Here is a 21,688-nt window from a genome sequence, read left to right on the forward strand (position 1 = left end):
AACGTGGCGTCCGGCGATTAGACCGCGACACCGATGAACCCGCGCCGCCTCAACCGAAGTGCGAGAGTACGCCGGCAATGGTAGCGGTCATGAAGGTGGCGATCGAACCGCCGAGCACCGCACGCAGGCCGAATTTGGCCAGATCGTGACGACGTTCCGGCGCCAGCCCGCCGATGCCGCCGATCTGGATCGCGATCGAGCTGAAGTTGGCAAAGCCGCACAGGGCATACGTGGCGATCAGGCGGCCTTCTTCGCTCAGGCTCACGCCGGCGACCTGACCCTTCACGATCTGCGACAGCTCGGTGTAGGCGACGAATTCGTTGATCACCACCTTCTGGCCGATCAGCGAACCCACCGTGGTCGCGTCCGCCCACGGCGTGCCGATCACCCACGCCACCGGTGCCAGCACGTAGCCGAAGATCGTCGACAGGTTGGTCGGCCGGCCCAGCGCCGCTGCGGCGCCGGTCACTTCGCCCAGCCAGGTCAGCGGGGCGTTGATCAAGGCGATCAGCGCGATGAAGGCCAGCAGCATCGCGCCGATGTTCAGCGCCAGGCGCAGGCCATCGCCGGCACCGGCCGCGGCCGCATCGATGATGTTGCTGGTGGTCTTTTCCACTTCCATCTTGACCGTGCCGCGGGTCAACGGCGTGCCGGTTTCCGGGACCAGCAGCTTGGCCACCACCAGCGTCGCCGGCGCGGCCATGATGCTGGCGGCCAGCAGATGCTTGGCGTAGAACGCCTGCTGCGCAGGGTCGCTGCCGCCGAGCATGCCCACATACGCCGCCAGCACGCCGCCGGCGATATGCGCCATGCCGCCGATCATCATGGTCAGCAATTCGGACTGGGTCATCTTCGGGATGTACGGGCGCACCGTCAGCGGCGCCTCGGTCTGGCCGATGAAGACGCTGGCGCACACGCTGGTGGTTTCCGCGCCGGACACGCGCATCACCTTGGTGATCGCCCAGGCCATCGCGCGCACGACCAGCTGCATCACGCCCAGGTGGTACAGCACGCCCATCAGTGCAGAGAAGAAGATGATGGTGGGCAGCACCTGAAACGCAAAGATGAAGCCGTAGCTTTCGATGTTCATCAGGCTGCCGAAAATGAAGGTGGAGCCTTCATTGACGAAGCTCAGCACCTTCACGAAGCCCTTGCCCAGCGAGTCGAACACGTCGCGCCCGCCCGGTACCAGCAGCACCAGCGAGGCGAACGAGATCTGCAGCAACAGGCCGGTACCGACCAGCTTCCAGTCGATCGCGCGGCGGTTGGTCGAAAACAGCCAGGTGATGCCGATGAGCACCGCCAGACCGAACAGGCCGAAACCGATCCTTCCCAAACCTTCGACCATTCCAATCCCCGGGCTGCCAACGGCAAAACGAGAAGCCTAGAGCAGGGGGTGTCGGCGGGCAAGGCGAACGGCATTCAGAAGGCCGTCACAGGCTTGCGCAGGCCTCCAGCTCGGTAAACTGCGCAAGCCGGTCCGGGGCAGGTGCCCTGGAGGTTGCAGGAGATCGCCATGCTTTATCGTCGTCTGGGTTCCACCGGGCTGCAATTGTCGGCCTTGTCGTTCGGGGCCTGGGTGACCTTCGGCAAGCAGATCGGGCGCGGCGAAGCGCGCAACCTGATCGCCGCGGCCTGGGACAACGGCATCAATTTCTTCGACAACGCCGAGGTCTACGCACGCGGCCGCGCCGAAGAGGTGATGGGCGATGTGATCGCCGATCTGCGCCTGCCGCGCGATGGCTACTGCGTGTCGAGCAAGGTGTTCTTCGGCGCGGTGGACAGTCCGCGCCCGACCCAGCGCGGGCTCTCGCGCAAGCACGTCACCGATGCCTGCCATGCAGCGCTCAGGCGCCTGCGGGTGGAGTATCTGGATCTGTATTTCTGCCATCGGCCCGACCCGGACACGCCGATCCTGGAAACCGTGCGCGCGATGGACGCACTGATCCGCCAGGGCAAGGTGCTGTACTGGGGCACCTCCGAATGGAGCGCCGAGCAGTTGCGGACGGCCATCGCCATCGCCGAGCAGGAACACCTGCATGCGCCGGCAATGGAGCAACCGCAGTACAACCTGCTGCACCGGCAGCGGCTGGAGCGCGAGTACGCGCCGCTGTGCGAGGGCGGGCTGGGGACCACCATCTGGTCGCCGCTGGCGTCGGGCCTGCTGACCGGCAAATACAACCTCGGCGTGGAGGCCGACAGCCGGCTGGGCCAGCCGGACAATGCCTGGCTGCAGGACGAAGTCCTGGGCACTCAGGAGTCGCGCCGTCTCGAACGGGCCCGCGCGTTCTGCGCAGTGGCTGCCGAGCTCGGGCATTCGCCAGCCCGGCTGGCCATCGCCTGGTGCTTGCGCAACCCGCATGTGTCCACGGTGATCCTGGGCGCAAGCCGGGTCTCTCAGCTGGAAGAAAACCTGGGGGCGCTGGAGACATTGGCGCAGGTCGATGCGGCGGGCTGGGCGCGGGTGGACGCGGCGACACGTTGAGTCGTAGAAGGTCGCCAATTGACTGTGTCAATCGAGAAGTGCGAATTCATCTAAAGATCAAGCGATCCAAATGAGAATGGCTCTTGATCATTAAATGAGAATGGTTATTATTTGCCTGGCCAACCGCCTGGAGAACCAGACCATGACCGCTCATCCCGTGCTGCTCCGCTCCGAACCGGTCAACCTGCGCGACCGCGCCGTCCCGCGTGTCGTTCCTGCCGAAGATCTCATCAGCAGCGAGGCGCTGCTCAAGGGCCGTCGCGAAGTGCTGATCCAGCACGGCGACCGCGTCTATCGCCTGCGCCATACCAGTAACGACAAGCTCATTTTGACCAAGTAACTCCCGCCGAGCCTGCGCTGGCGACTCGATCCTGATCGTCAACGCGTCGCTCCAAGGCAGACGCGTCGCGCAATCGCTTCAACGCGCGCCACGCGATGGTTGCGGATTCGCAGGCCACGTCCTGTCGCACTGTGCAGTGCGGCAGTGACGACCGGCATCCGCACACTACGATCGATATGGGCACGCCGCCGCTGCCCATCGCTTCCCTCTCCACCCCCGGTTGCCGCATGCGGCATGCCACAGCGTGCGCTGCCGGGGGTCTCCCGCAAAGGTCCCTAGATGATTCGCCTGCATCCGCTGGTGGTCGCGCTATCGCTTGCGCTGCCCGCTGTTCCGTTGTGTGCCCACGCTGCCGAATCAGACGCTGGTGGCGATGCTGCGCGTGAGGTACGCGACTTCGATCGTTTGCAGGTCACTGCCACGCGCACCCAGCGTGCATTGATCGACGTGCCGGGCACGGTGGATGTCATCGACCGCGAACAACTGGACAACCAACTGGTACGCGAACTCAGGGATCTGTTCCGCTACACGCCCGGCGTGTCGGTGACCAGCAACAGCGGCCGCTTTGCCGGCGCCAGCGGCATCCGCATTCGCGGGCTGGACGGCAACCGCGTCGCGATCCTGGTGGACAACGTACCGGTGTCGGACACCTTCGCGTTCGGCAGCTATCTCAATGCCAACCGCAATTTCGTCGATCTTGAAACGCTCAAGCGGGTGGAGGTCGTGCGTGGGCCGGCCAGCTCGCTGTATGGCTCCGATGCGCTGGGTGGCGTGGTGGCGTTCGTCACCAAGGACCCGTCGGATTACCTGAGCGCCGACAAGCGCAGCTATCTCGGTGTGAAGTTCGGGTACGAAGGCGACTGGAACGGCCTGTTTGCCGGCGCCACTGCGGCATTCGGCGGCGAGCGCTGGAGCGGCATGGTGGCCGTGGCGCATCGCCAGGGCCAGGAAGCGCAGAACCAGGGCGACAACCGCAGTCGCGACGTCACGCGTACCGCGTCCAATCCGCAGACCGTCGACGGGCGCAGCGTGCTGGCCAAACTGGTCTACGCACCGAACGCGCAGCAACGTTTCAAGCTTACTGTCGAAGGCAATGAAGACTACGGCAGCATCGAAGCGCTGAGCGGCATCGACCCGCGGGTGACGACGCCATCGCTGCGCATCCTGTCGCAGGACGGTCGCGATCATCAGACCCGTGCGCGGGTGTCGCTGCGGCATGAGCTGGACGCACTGGACGCAGCGCTGGCCGACGACCTGCAGTGGCAGTTCTATCGCCAGGACAGCGAAAGCCTGCAACGCACCGACGAGTTGCGTGGCAACAACACGCGCCGCCACAACGAACACAATTTCGACCAGCGCGTGTATGGCGTGCTGATCAATGCGCACAAGCACATCGAGACCGCGGCGCTGACGCACGACATCACCTACGGCCTGGACGGCACCTGGACCGATACGCGCGCCAAGCGTGACGGGTATTCGGTGAATCTGGCCAATGGCGCGGTCAGCAACCGGGTGGGCCAGGACGTGTTTCCGGTGCGCGATTTCCCGAAGAGCGAAACCACCAAGCTCGGTCTGTACGCGCAGGACGAAATCCGCCTGCTGGATGGCAGGCTGTCGCTGACCCCGGGCGTGCGCGTGGACTACTTCCGTCTGGCGCCGCAGCTGGACGGCATCTTCCGCGAAGACAATCCGGGCGTGGCGGTCGCAACCATCGACCAGACGCAGGTGTCGCCCAAATTCGGCGCGGTGTGGCGCTTCTCGCAAGCCTGGTCGGCGTATGCCAACTATGCGCACGGGTTTCGTGCGCCGCCGTACAACGACGTCAATATCGGCTTCACCAATCTGCAGGCGCGCTACACCGCCATCGCCAATCCGGATCTGAAATCGGAAACCAGTCGCGGCGGCGAGCTGGGGCTGCGCTTCAACGATGCCGTGGGCTATCTGGGCGTGAGCGTGTACTACACCGACTACCGCAACTTCATCGAATCCTATGCACCGGCCGGCGTCAACGCGGAAGGCTTGCTGCTGTTCCAGTCGCGCAATGTCGACGATGTGGTGATCAAGGGCGCCGAAGCGCGTGGCGGTCTGGATCTTGGCGCGCTGGCCGGCTGGCAGGGCTGGTCGTTGAACAGCGCGGTGGCCTATTCGGAAGGCGACAACCTCACCGACGACACCCCGCTGAATTCGGTCGACCCGTTGCGCGGCACGCTGGGCGTCGCCTTCGACAGCGATGGCTGGGGTGCGGAACTGATCGGCACGGTCGTCGCCCGCAAGCGTCGCCCGCAGCTGGACAGCTACTACACGCCGGCCGGCTACGCCACGCTGGATGTGATGGGCCACTGGGAATTCGCCCCTGGCGCCAAGGTCACCGCCGGCATCTTCAATCTGGCCGACCGCCGCTATGTGGACTGGAACGCGCTGCCCAACGGCACGCTGGCCAGCAGCACGGTGCTGGATCGCTTCACCGGCGCCGGGCGCACGGCGTCGGTCAGCCTGGCGGTGAGCTGGTAGCCGCCATGCCCATCGCCCGCACACTGCCGTTGTCCTCGGGTGCACGTGCCAGCCGCGCAGCATTGCCGCGCGCAGCGCAGTTGTCGGCGCTGGGCACGGTGCTGTGCTTGTATCGTCCGGCGCTGGGCAATGAGCTCGATGGCTGGCGGCACGCGGTCGACGCGGCCGCCTCGCGCCAGGTGGACAGCGATGGCGTGCGCGAAAGCATCTGGTTCTTCGGTGACGACGGCCAATGCTGTTGGCGCCTGCACCTGTTGCCGGACAGCGATTTTTTGAGTTGGGATCGCCTGGTCTCGCGCTTGCCGCCATTGCCGGCGGAAACGCACGGACTGGGCGTCGGCGAGCGCTTATGGCGTCGGCTGGCCGGGCGCATGCGCGGCGAGAGCTGGCGGTTGAGCGCGCTGCGCCTGCAGTCCACGGCCAATCGCCAGCTGCCGCTGGTCGCCAGTCTTGCGACCGTCTCCGCGCTGGGCGCCGAGGTTGCCGCGCGACTGGCCCGCGAAGAAGGCATCGACGGACGTGTGGCCGTGGACGATTGCTGTTGCGCACGCGCTGCCGCCTCGCGTGCGATGCAGGCCAGCTCGCGCGGTACCGATCCCACCGACATGACCACGTCGCTGCTGCGCCTGCGCCGCTGACGTTTCCACGACCACGACCGAGAGTTCCGATGAGCCGATTGTTTCCGTATGTTCCTGCCGTGATGCTGAGCCTGTTACCGGTGGTCGCCGCCGCGGCCGCGCAACCCGAGCGCGATCGCGATCGCCAGAGCATCCTGGCGATGCAGGGCGAATACGCAGTGGATTTCGCCTTCGACGAAACCGTGCTGCTCAAGCCCGGTTACGAGCGCGCATCGGCGATGCGCAGCGGCGCAAGCGAGGTGGTGATCGTGGTCGAAGACACGCCACGCAAGATCGTGCTGCAGCACCTGCTGGTGGATGAAAAGACCAGGCATGTGACCAAACACTGGCGGCAGGATTGGGTCTACGAGGCGCCGCAGCGCTTCGAATTCACCTCCGAGCAGACCTGGCAGGTGCGCGCAGTGCCGGCGGCGGTGACTGCCGGTGCCTGGACCCAATGCGTCTTCGAGGTGAGCGATGCACCGCGCTATTGCGGTAGCGGACGCTGGGACTACGCCGATGGTCACCCGACCTGGACCAGCGACCTGAGCTGGCGCCCCTTGCCGCGCCGCGAATACACCAAGCGCAGCGACTACAACGCGCTGTCGGTCATCAACCGCCATACGCTCACGCCCAACGGCTGGACGCACGAACAGTTCAACACCAAGGTGCTGCGCAAGCCCGATGGCAGCCAGCAGGCGATCGCGCGCGAGTTCGGCTTCAACGACTATCGCAAGACCACCGAGGTCGATTTCGCCCCGGCCTACGCCTACTGGAAGGGCACGCAAGGCTACTGGGCCAAGGTGCGTACGCGTTGGGCCGCATTCCTGGACATGCCGCCAGGCCTGCATCTGAAAACCAAACCCGATGGCATGGCGATGATCATGCCGATGTTCGAACAGGCCGAGACCGTGCAGAAGGGCAAGCGGGTCAAGGACGCGCAGATCGATGCGGTGTTTGCGCAGTGGGTGGAGCGCGCCAATTAAACACATCGCCTGATGCGTAGGAGCGCGTTGGCGCGCGATGAGGCCTTACCGATACCGCCGCATCGCGCGCCCGCGCGCTCCTGCAGGGCCCTGCTTGATTCCTTTCCAGCAATTGGCCCAGGGAGGCTGTCGAGGCGCCGGCGAATGCCGCACCCGGACGTCGTAGGAGCGCACCCGGGCGCGACGCGGCTTTCCGGGGAACGCCCATCGCGCCCGGGTGCGCTCCCACGTGCAAGACGGCGGTTATTCCTTGAACATCAAAAACGCAGCCACGAGGATCAAGCCGAACGCGGCCCAGTGATTCCACTTCAGCGCCTGGCCCAGGTAGAAGGTCGAGAAGCCGGCGAACACCAGCAGGGTGATCACTTCCTGCATGCCCTTGAGCTGGGGTGCCGAATACACCGCGCTGCCCAGGCGGTTGCCCGGCACCTGCAGGCAGTATTCGAAAAACGCGATGCCCCAGCTGACCAGGATCGCGATCATCAGCGGCGTGCTCTTGTACTTCAGATGCCCGTACCAGGCGAAGGTCATGAACACGTTGCTGGCGAGCAGCAGCAGGATTGGGTACAGGTAAGCAGTGAAGGGGGCGGTGGGCATGACGGCGGACGGCAGGAAAGGGGCCGGCAGCATAAGCCAGCGCCGTTAAGCGCACGCGACCGTGCCGATGAGTCCGGCATGCGGGTTCAGGCCGTCGAAAGGCCGATGCCAAGCGCTCGCATGCGCCATGGCTAGAGCGTGTTATGTACTTTGAGGTGAATGCGAAGCGTCCTGTGGCGCGNNTGGCCGTCAGCGGCACGGAGCGGGCGCCGCGCGGCTTGCCTTGGCGCCAGCCAAGCCGGCGCCACGCAGCACCCGCTCCGCACCGCTGACGGCCAACGCATCTCATCTCAAAGTGCATAACACGCTCTAGGTAGAGCGCTCGGTCTCGCAGCGCGGCTCCCGCGCGCATCCCGCTAGCGCTGCATGCCCCAGCGGCGCACGGTCAGTCGCTCGATGGCCTGGAACACCACGCCTTCCACCAGCAGTCCCAGCACGATCACCATGGCCAGGCCGGCGAACACCTTGTCGGTGTAGAGCTCATTGCGGTTCTGGAAGATGTACCAGCCCAGGCCGCCCTGGCCGGAGGTGGCGCCGAACACCAGCTCGGCCGCGATCAGGGTGCGCCAGGCGAACGCCCAGCCGATCTTCAGGCCGGACAGGATCGCCGGCAGGGCGGCCGGGATCAGCAGCTGCGCCACGTAGCGCGGGCCACGCAGGCCATAATTGCGTCCGGCCATGCGCAGGGTTTCCGGCACCGCCTGGAAGCCGGCGTAGGTGGTCAGCGCCAGCGGCCACAGCACCGAGTGCACCAGCACGAACACCAGGCTGCCGGTGCCCAGCCCGAACCACAGCAGGGCCAGCGGCAGCAGCGCGATGGCCGGCAGCGGGTTGAACATCGCCGTCAGCGTGCCCAGCACATCGCGGCCCCAGCGCGTGGACGCGGCCACGGCGGTCAGCACGAAAGCCAGCACCACGCCAAGCACATATCCCTGCGCCAGCACCCGCAGCGAGGCGCCCACGCGGCGCAGCAACTCACCCGACAGCAGCCCATCGTAAAACGCGTGTGCGGTCTGCCATGCGCTCGGCAGCATCAGATCGTCGCCGATCACCCGCGCGGCGATCTCCCATCCCGCCACCAGCACCGCCAGCACCAGCGCCTTGCGCAACCATGGCGGCGCCTGCCAGCGCGTCGGCGCGGCGGCTGCAACCAATGCCGGGTCCAGCGGCTGCAGGGCGACTTCGTACTCGGCCCGCACCGGTGGCAGTGGCGGCAGCGCGGCGGCGTTGCTGCGGCTCATGGCAGCGCCTCGCGTTGGCGCTCGGCCGGGCGACGCAGCGGCGCCACCTTGGCATCATCCAGGGCATCGTCGGGCAGGTCGAACAGTAGCCGATGGATGCGCTGCGCGGTTTGCTGGAACGCCACGCTGCCGGCGCTGTGCGGGCCGAACGCATGCGCGTTGAGCTCGGCGCGCACCTGGCCCGGATGCGGCGACAACAGCAGCACGCGATTGCCGACCACCAGCGCTTCCTCGATGGAATGGGTGACAAACAACAGGGTGAAGCGCAATTGCTCCCACAGCTCCAGCACCTGTTCCTGCATGCGCGAACGCGTCAATGCATCGAGGGCGGCGAACGGCTCGTCCATCAACAGCACCCGCGGACGCATCGCCAGCGCGCGTGCAATGGCGACGCGCTGCTTCATGCCGCCGGACAAGGTGTGCGGGTAGGCCTCGGCAAATGCGCTCAACCCGACCTGCGCCAGGCTGTCGTCGGCACGCTCGTGCGCTTCGGCGCGGCCGAGCTTGCGCGCTGCGCGCAGGCCGAAGACCACGTTCTCACGCACGGTCTTCCAGGGCGCCAGCTGGTCGAATTCCTGGAAGACGACGACGCGATCCGGCCCCGGCCCGGTGACCGCGTTGCCATCCAGGCGGATCTGCCCCTCGCGCGGGGTGACGAAGCCGGCCACCGCCTTGAGCAGGGTGGATTTGCCGCAACCCGACGGCCCCAGCAGCACGAAGCGATCGGCTTCATGCACATCGAAACGCACCCGATGCGTGGCGCGTACCACGCGCTGCGCTGAGGCGTATTCCAGGCTGACGTGATCGACTTGCAGCAGCGGCACACGCATCGCTCAGCTCCCGCCCGCAATCAGCGGATCATCGAAGAAATAATCGCCCACCTTGGCGGGTGCCTGTTTGATCGCACCGCTGTGCTGCATGAAGGTGCCCAGCTTCAGCGTGTTCTGCGGTGCCACGGTGAACTGCACCTTGGGGTCCTTGAGAATCTGCAGGACCAGCGCGCGGTCGATGCTCGACCCGTTACGACGCAAAAAGATGTCCGCCGCCTGCTCCGGGTGCGCAGTGACGAATTTCGCCGCCTGATCCAATGCGGCGACGAAGGCGCGATAGGTCTTGGGATTGTCGCGGCGGAATTTCTCGGTGGCGTACAGCACCGTGGCCGACGATGGGCCGCCTTCGATGTCGTAGGAACTGGTCACGATATGGGCGGCCGGGTTGCGCGCAAGCTCCTGCTCCTGGAACGGTGGGCTGGCGAAATGCGCAGTGATTTCGCTGCGTCCACGGATGATTGCCGCGGCGGCATCCGGGTGCGGCAATGCCACCTGCAGGGGGTCCAGCTGATGGGTTCCCTTGTCGCCCCAGCGCTGTTGCGAGGCATGCTGCAGAAACCGCGATTGCACCGACACGCCGGTGGCCGGCACCGCAATACGGTCCTGCGCAGTGAAGTCGCCGATGCTCTTGATGCGCGGAGTGTTGCTGATCAGGTAGTACGGGAAATTGCCCAGCGAGGCCACGCCGCGCACATTCTGCCGACCACGGGTGCGGTCCCAGATGGTGAACAACGGCCCGACCCCAGCACCTGCGATATCGATCGAACCGGTGAGCAAGGCATCGTTGACGGCCGCGCCGCCGGACAACTGCAGGAACTGCACGTCGATGTCCAGGCCGGCGGCCTTGCCTTGCTGCTCGATCAGCTTCTGCTCCTGCGCCACGTCCAGCAGCAGGTAGACGATGCCGAACTGCTTGGCGATGCGCAGCTTTCCTTCTGCCTGCGCGGTGGCGCTCAGCAGCAACGGCAGTGCTGCCAGCAGCAATACCGCGACACGCTTTGAGATTGTGCGGCGCTGCGAAGGTGCGTGAGAGGTGAGGGTCAGACACATGCGGCGCTCCAGTCGAAAGGGGGAGGGGGCAGGCGCACGCTCAGAACGGCGCGTCGCCTTCGATGGTGGTGCGGTTGAGCCGGCGGCGCAGGTGATCGGGGGTGCCGGCGGCCAGGTGCATCACCGAGCGGTTGTCCCAGAACACCATGTCGTAGGGCTGCCATTGATGCCGGTACACCAGCGCCGCGCGCGTGCTGTGTTCGAACAACAGCTGCAGCAGGTCACGGCTTTCGTCCTCGGGCAGCCCGACAACACGGGTGGTGAAGTGTTCGCTGACAAACAGCGCCTTTTGCCCGGTTTCCGGGTGCGTCCGCACGATGGGATGCTGCACCGGTTCGACTTCGGCAATCTGTTCGGGTGTCAGCGCCGGGCGCCACGGGTTGCGTGCGCGCAGCTCCTCGTATTTGGCCAGATAACTATGTTCGGCCCGCAGGTCCTGCACGCGACGCTTGAGCGGCTCGGGCAGCGTTGCCCAGGCCAGATGCTGATTGGCGAACAAGGTGTCGCCACCTTCGCTGGGCAGTTCCTGCGCATGCAGCAGCGAACCCAGGCTGGGCGTTTGCTTGTACGACAGATCCGAGTGCCAGTAATGCCCTGCATCGCCCAGCCCGATCGGCTCGCCGTTCTCCTTGATGTTGGACACCACCAGCACTTCCGGATGCCCGCGCAGCTGGAAGTTGCGCAGCACATGGATCTGCAACGCTCCGAAACGACGGCTGAAATCCACCTGCTGCGCCGGCGTGATGCGCTGATCGCGGAACACCAGGACGTGATGGTCCAGATGCGCGGCGTGGATGCGCGCGAAGGTGGCGGCATCCAGCGGCTGCGACAGATCCAGCCCAAGGACTTCCGCACCCAGTGGCGCGTCGAACGGCACGATCCGCACGGTCGACGCCTGCGCGACGATGGAATCGTTGCGCGGCGATTGCACGCGCGCTGCAGAACTCACGCTAGCCATGACGTTGGCACCTCGACGACAGCTAAAGGCCGCCCGAACGGCGACCGGACTGGTCACTCTAGGCAGTCATGCCGCCGCTGCGAACGTACGATTGGCAAGGTGCTTATGCGCTGCAGGTATATGCACTGCAACGCAGGCGATGGCTGACCCGGCGGCAGGCGCAGCGCTGCATGACAATGCGTCATGCAGCGCATCCGGTGGCGCAATCCTTGGCCAATCGCCACCACTGGGCCGGCGCTTGGCCGGCCTTATTCCGTGCGCAGCGCCAAGGCCGGCGGCGTGGACAGGATGCGTCGGGTACCCGACCAGCCGGCGAGCAGGCTCAACGCCAGCCCGAACGCGCCGCCCAGCAGCAGCCGCGGCCAATCCGGTGCAAGTGCGATGTCGAACGCCTGCTGCCCGACCACTGCGCCGATGACGGCCGCGGCCGTGACCGCCAGGCCCGCAGCCAGCAGCCCCAATGCGCCGAATTCCACCAGCACGGCGCCACGCAACTGCCCGCGCCGCGCGCCCAGCGTGCGCAGCACTGCGCTGTCGTAGCGGCGCTCGCCTGCAGTGGCCTGCAGCGCAGCCAGCAGCACCAGCACGCCGGCCAGCAGGCTGAAGCCCATCACCAGCTGCACGGCCTGCGCCACCTGGTCGATCACCTCGCGCACGCGGCCGAGAATCGCGTCGATGTCCAACACCGAAATATTGGGGTAGTCGCGGCTGAGCGATGCCAGCTTGGGCGCGTTGCCGGGCGGCAGATGGAAGGCTGAAATCAGGTTGTACGGCGCATCGCCCACCGCGCCCTGGTTGAGCAGCAGGAAGAAGTTGACCCGGAACGAATCCCAATCGGCCTTGCGGATGCTGGTGACGGTGAAGCTGCGCTGTTGTTCGCCCAGCAACAAGGTGATGCGGTCGCCGAGCTTGAGCTGATAGCGCTGTGCCCAGCCTTCCTCCACTGACGCCTCGGCCTGCGTGCTGTCGGCGCTCCAGAACTTGCCTTGCAGCAAGGTGTTGGCCGGCGGAAATGCATGCCGCCAGGAAAAGTTGACCGGGCGGTTGTCGCCGTCGCCATCGTCCTGCGGGTCGCGGTCGCCGCGTACGGGGGGCTTGTCGTTGATCGCCACCAGCCGGCCGGTGGAAAACGGCTCCACCGCCGCGTTATCCACGCCCAGGCCGCGCAAGGTCTGCAGCACCGGCTCGGTCTGCTCGGGCTGGATGTTCATCAGGAAGTAGTTGGGCGTATCGGCAGGCAGGCGGTCGCGCCATTGGCCGAGCAGACCCGGGCCGACCACCGCCAGCAGCAACAGCGCGCACAACGAGAGCGACAGGCCGACCAGCTGCACCACGCTCAATCCGCGTCGGCGCGTCAGTGAGGCCAGGCCCAGCTTCCAGGCCCCGCGCAGACGGTGCTGGATCGGCCGCAGCAACGCCAGCAAGCCCAGCCCCAGCAGCATCGCCACCAGCGCCAGCGCGGCCAGGCCGCCCAGCACCCAGCCGGCCAGCACCAGGTTGCCGGTGGCATAGACGGTGAGCGCCAGCGTGGCGGCCAAGGCGGCCGCATACACCAGCAAGGAGCTCGGCGGCACTGCGGCAAAGCTGCGGTTGAGCACGCGCATCGGCGGCACGTTGCGCAGCCGCAGCAGCGGTGGCAGGCCGAAGCCCAGCAGCAGCACCAGGCCGATGCCTGCACCGGCCAGGGCCGGCCTGGCCTGGGGCAGCGGCAGCCGGTTCGGGATCAGGCTGCCCAGCGCCTGTACCAGGCCTTCCTGCGCCAGCATCCCCAAGCCGATGCCGACCAGGCAGGCCGGGATCGCGGTCAACAGCAGCTGCAGCGACAGCATCGCCAGGATGTCGCGCTGCTTGGCGCCCAGGCAGCGCAGCACTGCCACGGTGTCGATGCGCCGCATCGCAAACCGGTTGGCCGCCAGCGCAGTGGCGACGCCGGACAACAACACCGCCAGCAGGGCCGACAGGGCCAGGAAACGCCCGGCGCGATCGAACGCGGCGCGCATGCCGCGCTGGGTGTCTTCGATGCCGACCAGGCGGTACTCGCTGGCGCGCGGCTTGAGCCAGGCGCGCAGGTCGGCGATCGCGTCCGGCGCACCGGCAAACATCAATCGGTAGGAGGCGCGGCTGCCCGGGCCCAGCAGGCCGGCCCCCTCGATGTCGGCACGATTGACCAGCAGCGGCGGCGACAGCTGCATCAACTCGCCCGAGGCATCCGGCTCGGCGCGCAGCACGCCGGTAATGGTCAGATGGCCGGCGCCGAATTCCAGCTGCTCGCCCACGCGCAGGCCCAGCGCTTCCAGCAGCCGCGGGTCGGCGTAGGCCTGGCCCGGCGGCGGTGCGGTGGCAGGGCTGCCTTCGCCGCCGCTGCCGTCCCTGGACACCAGCAACTGACCGCGCAGCGGATAGCCGGCGCCGACGCCGCGGATATTGGCCATCTGGCTGGCATCGCCATGGAACAGCACGCTGGGGAAGCTGACCATGCGCGTACTCTGCAGCCCGCGTCGCTGTGCCTCGTCGGCAAAGCCGGCCGGAATCTCCTGGCGCCCGGTGACGCCCAGATCGCCGCCGAGCACTTCTGCCGCGCTGGAGGTCAATGCCAGCGTCACCCGATCCACCAGGGTGCCTACCGCCGTCATCACCGCAACGCCCAGCACCAGCGCGGCGAACACGGTCAGCAGGTCGCCGGCCAGGAATTCGCGACGCACCGCGCGCGCGGCCTGTCGCAGCACGTTCATGCGGCAGGACCGGTCTGTGCATGCAGGCGGCCGCTGTCGATGCGGTAGATGTGATGGCAACGCTGCGCCAGGGTCATGTCGTGGGTGACCAGCACCAGGGTGGTGTCGCTGGTGGCATTGAGCGCAAACAGCAGGTCGCTGATCTGTGCGCCGGTGGTCTGGTCCAGGCTGCCGGTGGGCTCGTCGGCAAACAGGATGCGCGGCTTGGCCACGAACGCGCGCGCCAGCGCCACGCGCTGCTGCTCGCCACCGGACAGCTGGCGCGGGTAATGCCGCGCACGTGCGCTCAGGCCGACCGCCTCCAGCACCTCGCGTACCCGCGCAGGGTCTTCGCGCCCGGCCAGTTCCAGCGGCAGCGCAATGTTTTCTTCGGCGGTCAGGGCCGGCAGCAGGTGGAAGCTCTGGAACACGAAGCCGACCTCGCGCGCGCGCAGGGCGGCACGCGCTTCTTCGTCGAGCTGGCCCAGGTCCTGGCCGGACAGCGCGATGCTGCCACGGGTGGGCAGGTCCAGCCCGGCAAGCAGGCCGAGCAGGGTGGTCTTGCCCGAACCGGAGGCGCCAACGATGGCGATACTGTCGCCTTCACTGACCGTCAAGCTCACGTTGTCGAGGATGTGGAGTGTTCCCTCCGGTCCACTGACGGATTTGCCGACCTCGCGAACGTCGATGGCGGTGCGGGTGCTGGAGCGGGGGGCCAGACTGTCGATGAGGAATCTCCGAATGCGTGAAAGAACACTGCGATGTGGCGCGCTGGTCCTGTGGCTGCTGACACTCTCCCTGCTCGCGCCGGGAATTGCCTCTGCCAAAAGTCCGGTGACGACCGCGCCGATCCTGGTTGTCGGCGACAGCCTGAGCGCTGCGCACAACATCCCGGTGCAGTCCGGCTGGGTCACCTTGCTCGACCAACGCCTGGAACGTGACATGGCGACGCCACCGCCGGTCGTCAATGCCAGCATCAGCGGCGAGACCACGTCCGGCGCGCTGACCCGACTGCCTGGGCTGCTGCAAAAGCACCACCCCGGCGTCGTGGTGATCGAACTCGGCGGCAACGATGCGCTGCGCGGGCTGACCCCGGCCCAGCTCAAGGGCAACCTGGAAAAGATGATCCAGCTCAGCCAGCAGGCCGGCGCCAAGGTCCTGTTACTGGGCATCGACGTGCCGCCGAACTACGGCCCGGCCTACCGCGAGCGCCTGAAAGCCACCTACGCCGACCTGTCCAAACAGTACAACACCGCGCTGGTACCGTTCTTTCTGGAGAAGGTGGCCCTGCAGCCTGGGTTGATGCAGGCCGACGGCCTGCACCCGACCGCGGCGGCCCAGCCCAAGGTGCTGGAAACGGTATGGCCCGCGCTGCGCCCGCTGCTGGGCCGCTGACCCCGCGCGTCGTCTAACGTTAGTTGGTCTTCACGCCCTTTCCACTGCCGATCCGGCATGTTTCACAAAGCTGAAGACCGAGGAAAGTCCATGCGTCAGACCAAGGAAACGTCCGGCCTCGTGCTGGTCGTCGAAGACAACCGCAATATCTCTGAAATGATCGGCGAGTACCTGGAAGGCCGTGGCTTCGAGGTCGACTACGCGCAGGATGGACTGGACGGCTACCGTCTGGCCGCCGAGAACAGCTACGACGTGGTCGTGCTGGATCTCATGCTGCCACGTCTGGACGGCATTGAAGTGTGTCGCCGCCTGCGTAACGACGCACGCAAGTCCACCCCGGTGCTGATGCTGACCGCCCGCGATACGCTGGACGACAAGCTCACCGGCCTGGGCTTCGGTGCCGACGACTACCTGACCAAGCCGTTCGCGATCCAGGAACTGGAAGCGCGTCTGCGTGCCCTGATCCGCCGCGAGCGCCGCCAGGTTGGCTCGGAAGTGCTTAAGGTCGCCGACCTGGTGCTCGATCCGGTCAGCATGCGCGCCACCCGCGCCGGCACCGAGCTGCAGCTCTCGCCGATCGGTCTGCGCCTGCTCACCATCCTGATGCGCGAATCGCCGCGCGTGGTGACCCGCCAGGAAATCGAGCGCGAAATCTGGGGCAATGGGTTGCCGGATTCGGACACCCTGCGCAGCCATCTGTACAACCTGCGCAAGATCATCGACAAGCCGTTCGATCGCCCGCTGCTGCATACCGTGCAGAGCGCTGGCTATCGCATTGCCGACATCGCCCAACCGATGACCTGATGTCGCCGGCCGGCTGCCGCTCGGCGGCCGGCCGCTCCTGCAGGCGCCCCCGCGCCGCTCGCTCTCCCGTGCCGCTGACCGGTTGCACGATGGACTCACGGAAGCGTTGCCTATAATCCGGCGCTGTTTCCTGGATGCAGCAATGCCACACGGGCTCCCGCGAAAAATACGTCTTGCCTTCCTGCTGCAGGTCGCGCTGGCGAGCTTGGCGATCGTGCTTGGCGGGTATCTGATTTCCTTGGTGATCAAGTACAGCCTGGTGCGCACCGTGCTTGCCGACGAGGCAGTGCATTTCTGGCGCATGCACAAGAGCGCACCGGACAACCGGCCGCCGAACACACGCAATATCCAAGGGTATTTCTCGCCTGCCGGCACCTCCGCCGACGCGGCGCCGCGCGCGTTGCAAACGCTGTCGCCGGGTTTCAGCGAGGTGGCCGCTGCCGATGCGCTGGTCTATGTGGATCAGCGCCCCGAAGGACGCTTGTATCTGGTATTTCCGCGCTCGCGTGCCGCGCATCTGACGCTGTGGTTCGGCGTGGTGCCGGCCATCATCGTGCTGCTGGGGATCTACGGCGTTTCCTGGTTCACCTACCGCGTGTCCAAGCGCCTGGTGTCGCCGGTCAGCTGGCTCGCGCGACGCGTCTCGCACTGGGACCCACGTAACCCCGATGTGGATGAATTGTCGCCAGACCGGTTGCCCGCAGAGTTGCAGGGCGAAACCCGACAACTGGCCGCGGCATTGCATGCGCTCGGCCAGCGGGTCAGCGACCACGTTGCGCGCGAACGCAATTTCACCCGCGATGCCAGCCATGAGCTGCGCACACCGCTGACGGTGATCCGTGTGGCCAGCGACATGGCGCTGGCCGACGACGAGCTATCGCAGCGTACCCAGCGCAGCCTGCGTCGTATCCAGCGCGCCGGCCGCGACATGGAAGCGGTCATCGACGCGTTCCTGATCCTGGCGCGCGAAGCGGAGATCGATCCGCAAAGCGAAACCTTCGATGCGGCAGAGCTGGCCAGCGAAGAGGTCGAGAGCGCCCGCGAATTGCTTGGCGACAAGCCGGTGTCCTTGCACATGGTCGGCGACCGCAGCCTGCAGATGTTCGCGCCGCCACGGGTCATGCGGGTGGTGCTGAGCAATCTGTTGCGCAACGCCTGCGCCTATACCGATACCGGCAGCATCGAGGTCGAAGTGACCCAGGACCGCATCGTGGTGCGCGATACCGGCATCGGCATGAGCGAAGAAGCGCGTGCGCGTGCGTTCGAGCCGTTTTTTCGCGCCGATCCCACGCGCCCGCAGGGCACCGGCCTGGGATTGTCGATCGTGCGCAGGCTGTGCGATCGCTTCGGCTGGCGGATCGAACTGCACAGCGAGGCAGGCGTGGGGACGGCGGTGGCGGTCGTGGTGGCGTAAGCCGGTGGCTGTCCGCCAGGCGCGGCGTTGTGGATCGATCGCTTCGGCACGAAGGCGCTCATGCACCATCCGCACATGGGCGACGAGGTGCGGGATGCCTCAAGTGATTCGTCCCGCTTTCATCCGCTGGCGCTGTCTGGACCGTCGCTGGCGTTGCGTGCGGTGGTGAGAACGCGAATCGGATCTACGATGCAGGACGGTGAGTGCAGCCGTTGCCATGCGCTGCGTCCTTGCTGCGCCTCCTGGGCATGAGGTTTTCGCGGCGGCCGCTGCCAATCCAGCGATCCGATGGCCTGCGCCATCGGATCGCTTGGAAAATCCCTTATTTTGGCTCCAGTACCGGCGCCACGGCCTTGCGCCAGAGGGCATAGCCGTCCGCAGTCATGTGCAGCATGTCTTCGCGAAACAGCTCGGGGCGCGGCTTGCCCTTGGCATCGAGCATGGGCGTGTAGACATCCACAAAATCCACGCGCGGCAGAGGCGCGAGTGCGTCCTTGATCAGGCGATTGGCGGCGATCACCGACGGCAGCAATTGCGCACGCGAGGGGCTGGGTTTGATCGACAGATAGCTGATGCGCGTATCGGGCAGGTCGCGCCGAATGCGGGCGACGAACGCGACCACGTCATCGCGCACCTGCTCGGGCGTCCGGCCGCTGTTGAGATCGTTATCGCCGGCATACAGCAGCACCTGGCGTGGTGCATACGGGATCACGATGCGGTCGGCGTACCAGGTGCTGTCGCGCACTTCCGAGCCGCCGAAACCACGATTGATGACCGGTTTGCCGGGAAAATCCTGCGCCAGCGTGTCCCAGAAGCGGATCGAGGAACTGCCGACGAACACAATGCCGTGCCTGGGCGGCGGCTGGCGCGCGTCGCTGGCGGCAAAGCGCTGCATGTCTTCTTCCCAGGCCGCGTTGGAGATCTGTGTGGGCACCGCAGGTGCGGCGTGTGGCGCCGGATGGGCCTGGGCGATGGCGTGGCTGGTGCACAGTGCGAGGGTGCACAGCAGTGCGCGCAAGGCGGATCGAGTCATGCGAAAACCTGCAGAAATGAAGCGGGCTGCCCATGGTGCAGCAGTCTGCGAGCTGAGGGCAAACCGAACCGTGGCTGGCGGTGTGCAGCGTCACGGTGCAAGATTCGCACTTTCCCCAGCAGCGACCATGCCATGCGTTCTCCTTGTCCCCCGACGCGCCCTTGCGGCCGGAAGCACTGACGCGTGGCCGATCAATTGGGACACGTGCCGCGCGGACCGCGCCGCATGCTCAAGGCTGCGATCTGGTCGTGGCAGGGATTGCGTGCAGCCTGGTTGCACGAATCCTCGTTCCGGCTGGAAGTCTGCCTGGCCGTGGTCATGGCCCCGTTGGGCATCTGGCTGGGTCAGTCGCCGCTGGAACGCATTGCGCTGGTCGCGCCGTTATTGATCGTGCTGGCCGCCGAATTGCTGAATTCGGCCATCGAAGCGGTGATCGAACGCTATGGCCCCGAGCACCACGTGCTTGCCGGGCGCGCCAAGGACATGGGCTCGGCAGCGGTGTTTCTGCTGCTGCTCAATGTGCTGCTGTGCTGGGGAGTGATTCTGGTGCCGCGGGTACTGTGAAGGGCGGTATCGGTCTTTAGAACCCTCCCGTATCAGCGGGCTGCTGCGGCAACTGCGCGCTGGCGCCCCCAGGATCGGACGCTACTGCTCTCTCCCCTGGGCGTTGCATGCCGCGCTCGGACCCACGCGATTGGCAATGACGCGTTGGGCACTCGGGTTGGCGACGTTCGTCGGTTCGCGCAACGCAGGATCGGCTTGGCGACAGGTGCTGCGATGCATCGGCTGGCAGTGGCTTGGGCGCCAGCGCTGTCGCGATGGAGCGCCGATCGACAGCGTCGCGCAGTGCGTAGCTTCGGCCGCTTGGGTGTGCAGCAATGCCGCGCGCGCCAGGCGCAGGCATGTGTATGCCGGCTTGACCCGACGCGTGGCATGCTGCGGCACTCTTTCAACGGAATCGCCTGCATGTCTGTCCTGATGCGTGCCCTGGTATTGCTACTCCTGACCGCCTCTCTGTCGGGGTGCGGGTACAACGCGATCCAGCAAAAGGAAGAGGGCGTCAAAGCCGGTTGGTCGGAAGTCCTGAACCAGTACCAGCGCCGTGCCGACCTGATTCCCAACCTCGTGCGTACCGTGCAGGGCTATGCACAGCAGGAGCGCCAGGTGCTGACCGAAGTCACCAATGCGCGTGCACGCGTCGGGCAGATCCAGGTCAATGCCGATGACGAAGCCTCGCTCAAGCGTTTTCAGCAGGCGCAGGGCGAGCTGGGCAGCGCGTTGTCGCGGTTGCTGGTGGTCAGCGAAAATTACCCGCAGCTCAAGTCCGACCAGTCGTTCCGCGACCTGCAGGTGCAGCTGGAAGGCACCGAAAACCGCATCACCGTGGCCCGCGGCCGCTACATCCAGACCGTGCAGGACTACAACACCTACATCCGTTCGTTTCCGCAGGTGATCACCGCCAAGATCTTCGGCTACCAGCCCAAGCCGAATTTCAGCGTGGAAAACGAAGCGCAGATCTCGCGCGCGCCGCAGGTGGATTTCGGCAATCAGCAAGCGCCGCAGCAACAGCCGCCGCAGCAACCGCCGCAGCAGCAACCGCAACCGCAGCCTGCGCATTGAATACCTGCACCGCGCAGTCCCAACTACTGCGCGGGGTGCTGCACGGCATGTCGAGGCAATCGCTGCGTTGGCGATGGCAGCCACCCTATCGCCTGCTCGATCGACCGACGTTCAGATGCGGGATATCAAGCCCCTCTCCCCTCGGGAGAGGGGTTGGGGTGAGGGTACGTAGCCAAGCCCTTGCAGAGTTCCCACTGCGCGTGGCGTCGCTCGTCCCCTGATCCGCCCCTTCGGGGCACCTTCTCCCGCACGGAGGAGGAAAAGCCAAGTGTCAGTGCTGATGAATTGCCAGCACTTATCAGGTAGGAGTTGGTAATGCGGAAAATGGACAGGTGGGTGTTCTGGATAATGGCGTTACTGCTGTTGCCCGCTTCGGTGCTGGCGCAGGACCTTGCGGCCATTCCACCCTTGCGCTCCCCGGTGGTCGATGTCACCGGCACCCTGGATGCGGCGCAGATCCAGCAGCTTGAGCAGCAGGCGCTGGCGTTGCAGCAGCGCAAGGGCGCGCAGCTGCAGATCCTGATCGTGCCGACGACCCAGCCGGAGGCGATCGAGCAATACACCCAGCGCGTGTTCGATCAGTGGAAGATCGGGCGCCAGGGCGTGGACGATGGCGTGCTGCTGCTGGTGGCCAAGGACGATCGCCGCGTGCGGATCCAGCCCGGTTATGGCCTGGAAGGCGCCATCCCCGACATCGTGGCCAACCGCATCATCCAGGAGTATCTGGCGCCGCGCTTTCGCGAGGGCGACTACGGCGGCGGCATTCGCGATGCGACCGCGACGCTGGCCGGCCTGATCGAGGGAGAAGCCCTGCCGGAACCGGTCAGCGGGCACGCCGATGGGGGTGTGGGCAACGGTGCAGGCGGTGGCGGCTGGATCATGGCGTTGTTCATCGGATTTGTGGTCGCCATGGTGGCGCGCGGCATTCTCGGCGCCTTGCCGCGGCCGTTGCGCGCGGTGTTGACCGGTGTCGCCGCCGGCGGCGCCGCCCTGCTGTTCACTTCGTTGCTGTTGGCCAGCGTCGGTGCAGCCATCATCGGCCTGTTGGCTGGCCTGGTTTCCGGCTCGCCGGGGCGCTTTGTCGGTGGCGGTGGCT

The 21,688-nt window shown here is 66.3% G+C and carries 20 protein-coding genes; 11 read left to right on the forward strand and 9 right to left on the reverse strand.

The window, feature by feature from the left end:
• Positions 1-49: 49 nt before the first annotated feature.
• On the reverse strand, positions 50-1,348 hold the full coding sequence (locus Y887_RS01385) for a NupC/NupG family nucleoside CNT transporter (RefSeq protein ID WP_046962646.1): 1,299 nt from the start codon (positions 1,346-1,348) through the stop codon (positions 50-52).
• 153 nt (positions 1,349-1,501) lie between these two features.
• Here Y887_RS01385 and Y887_RS01390 point away from each other — a divergent pair, with 153 nt between their 5' ends.
• The 5 genes from Y887_RS01390 to Y887_RS01410 all read left to right on the forward strand — a co-directional run bounded on the left by Y887_RS01390 (position 1,502) and on the right by Y887_RS01410 (position 6,939).
• A complete protein-coding gene (locus Y887_RS01390; protein WP_181112818.1) occupies positions 1,502-2,485 on the forward strand; it encodes a potassium channel beta subunit family protein in 984 nt (327 codons plus the stop codon).
• A gap of 100 nt (positions 2,486-2,585) precedes the next feature.
• Positions 2,586-2,825, forward strand: coding sequence for a hemin uptake protein HemP (gene hemP / locus Y887_RS01395; protein ID WP_181112839.1), 240 nt, complete (start codon positions 2,586-2,588; stop codon positions 2,823-2,825).
• A gap of 279 nt (positions 2,826-3,104) precedes the next feature.
• Positions 3,105-5,336, forward strand: a complete 2,232-nt coding sequence (locus tag Y887_RS01400; RefSeq protein ID WP_046962648.1) for a TonB-dependent hemoglobin/transferrin/lactoferrin family receptor — start codon at positions 3,105-3,107, stop codon at positions 5,334-5,336.
• A gap of 5 nt (positions 5,337-5,341) precedes the next feature.
• Positions 5,342-5,974, forward strand: coding sequence for a ChuX/HutX family heme-like substrate-binding protein (locus Y887_RS01405; protein WP_046962649.1), 633 nt, complete (start codon positions 5,342-5,344; stop codon positions 5,972-5,974).
• 29 nt (positions 5,975-6,003) lie between these two features.
• Positions 6,004-6,939, forward strand: coding sequence for a DUF6607 family protein (locus tag Y887_RS01410; RefSeq protein WP_046962650.1), 936 nt, complete (start codon positions 6,004-6,006; stop codon positions 6,937-6,939).
• Positions 6,940-7,182: 243 nt separating this feature from the next.
• Here Y887_RS01410 and Y887_RS01415 read toward each other — a convergent pair whose 3' ends face one another.
• From Y887_RS01415 to Y887_RS01445, 7 genes are all read right to left on the reverse strand, one after another.
• A complete protein-coding gene (locus Y887_RS01415) occupies positions 7,183-7,536 on the reverse strand; it encodes a DMT family protein (RefSeq protein ID WP_046962671.1) in 354 nt (117 codons plus the stop codon).
• A 356-nt stretch (positions 7,537-7,892) separates the two neighbouring features.
• Complete coding sequence (locus Y887_RS01420) at positions 7,893-8,777, reverse strand: ABC transporter permease (RefSeq protein WP_046962651.1); 885 nt, start codon at positions 8,775-8,777, stop codon at positions 7,893-7,895.
• Entirely contained in the window at positions 8,774-9,607 is an 834-nt protein-coding gene (locus tag Y887_RS01425) for an ABC transporter ATP-binding protein (RefSeq protein WP_046962652.1), read from the reverse strand. Before Y887_RS01425 ends, Y887_RS01420 begins: the two co-directional genes overlap by 4 nt.
• Before the next feature lie 3 nt (positions 9,608-9,610).
• The gene (locus tag Y887_RS01430; protein WP_046962653.1) at positions 9,611-10,657 is read right to left on the reverse strand and encodes an ABC transporter substrate-binding protein; all 1,047 of its coding nucleotides are present in this window, start codon (positions 10,655-10,657) and stop codon (positions 9,611-9,613) included.
• A gap of 40 nt (positions 10,658-10,697) precedes the next feature.
• On the reverse strand, positions 10,698-11,615 hold the full coding sequence (locus Y887_RS01435) for a TauD/TfdA dioxygenase family protein (protein WP_046962654.1): 918 nt from the start codon (positions 11,613-11,615) through the stop codon (positions 10,698-10,700).
• Positions 11,616-11,863: 248 nt separating this feature from the next.
• Positions 11,864-14,347, reverse strand: a complete 2,484-nt coding sequence (locus tag Y887_RS01440; protein ID WP_046962655.1) for an ABC transporter permease — start codon at positions 14,345-14,347, stop codon at positions 11,864-11,866.
• Positions 14,344-14,949: an ABC transporter ATP-binding protein gene (locus tag Y887_RS01445; protein ID WP_281256836.1), complete on the reverse strand. Its 606-nt coding sequence runs from the start codon at positions 14,947-14,949 to the stop codon at positions 14,344-14,346. Before Y887_RS01445 ends, Y887_RS01440 begins: the two co-directional genes overlap by 4 nt.
• Before the next feature lie 103 nt (positions 14,950-15,052).
• On the opposite strand from Y887_RS01445, the gene Y887_RS01450 reads away from it, so the two are divergent.
• The 3 genes from Y887_RS01450 to Y887_RS01460 all read left to right on the forward strand — a co-directional run bounded on the left by Y887_RS01450 (position 15,053) and on the right by Y887_RS01460 (position 17,939).
• A complete protein-coding gene (locus Y887_RS01450) occupies positions 15,053-15,721 on the forward strand; it encodes an arylesterase (RefSeq protein ID WP_181112836.1) in 669 nt (222 codons plus the stop codon).
• A 90-nt stretch (positions 15,722-15,811) separates the two neighbouring features.
• The gene (locus Y887_RS01455) at positions 15,812-16,525 is read left to right on the forward strand and encodes a response regulator transcription factor (RefSeq protein WP_005408123.1); all 714 of its coding nucleotides are present in this window, start codon (positions 15,812-15,814) and stop codon (positions 16,523-16,525) included.
• A 142-nt stretch (positions 16,526-16,667) separates the two neighbouring features.
• On the forward strand, positions 16,668-17,939 hold the full coding sequence (locus Y887_RS01460; RefSeq protein ID WP_046962658.1) for a sensor histidine kinase: 1,272 nt from the start codon (positions 16,668-16,670) through the stop codon (positions 17,937-17,939).
• Positions 17,940-18,261: 322 nt separating this feature from the next.
• Here Y887_RS01460 and Y887_RS01465 read toward each other — a convergent pair whose 3' ends face one another.
• The gene (locus Y887_RS01465) at positions 18,262-18,972 is read right to left on the reverse strand and encodes an SGNH/GDSL hydrolase family protein (RefSeq protein ID WP_046962659.1); all 711 of its coding nucleotides are present in this window, start codon (positions 18,970-18,972) and stop codon (positions 18,262-18,264) included.
• Between the two features lie 183 nt (positions 18,973-19,155).
• Here Y887_RS01465 and Y887_RS01470 point away from each other — a divergent pair, with 183 nt between their 5' ends.
• From Y887_RS01470 to Y887_RS01480, 3 genes are all read left to right on the forward strand, one after another.
• Entirely contained in the window at positions 19,156-19,536 is a 381-nt protein-coding gene (locus Y887_RS01470; RefSeq protein WP_046962660.1) for a diacylglycerol kinase, read from the forward strand.
• A 402-nt stretch (positions 19,537-19,938) separates the two neighbouring features.
• Positions 19,939-20,592: a LemA family protein gene (locus Y887_RS01475; RefSeq protein WP_046962661.1), complete on the forward strand. Its 654-nt coding sequence runs from the start codon at positions 19,939-19,941 to the stop codon at positions 20,590-20,592.
• A gap of 315 nt (positions 20,593-20,907) precedes the next feature.
• Positions 20,908-21,688, forward strand: a 781-nt coding sequence (locus tag Y887_RS01480) for a TPM domain-containing protein (protein WP_046962672.1), incomplete at its 3' end; no start/stop codon positions are given.

This window comes from Xanthomonas pisi DSM 18956, from assembly GCF_001010415.1.
GTDB classification, from domain to species: Bacteria; Pseudomonadota; Gammaproteobacteria; order Xanthomonadales; family Xanthomonadaceae; genus Xanthomonas; species Xanthomonas pisi.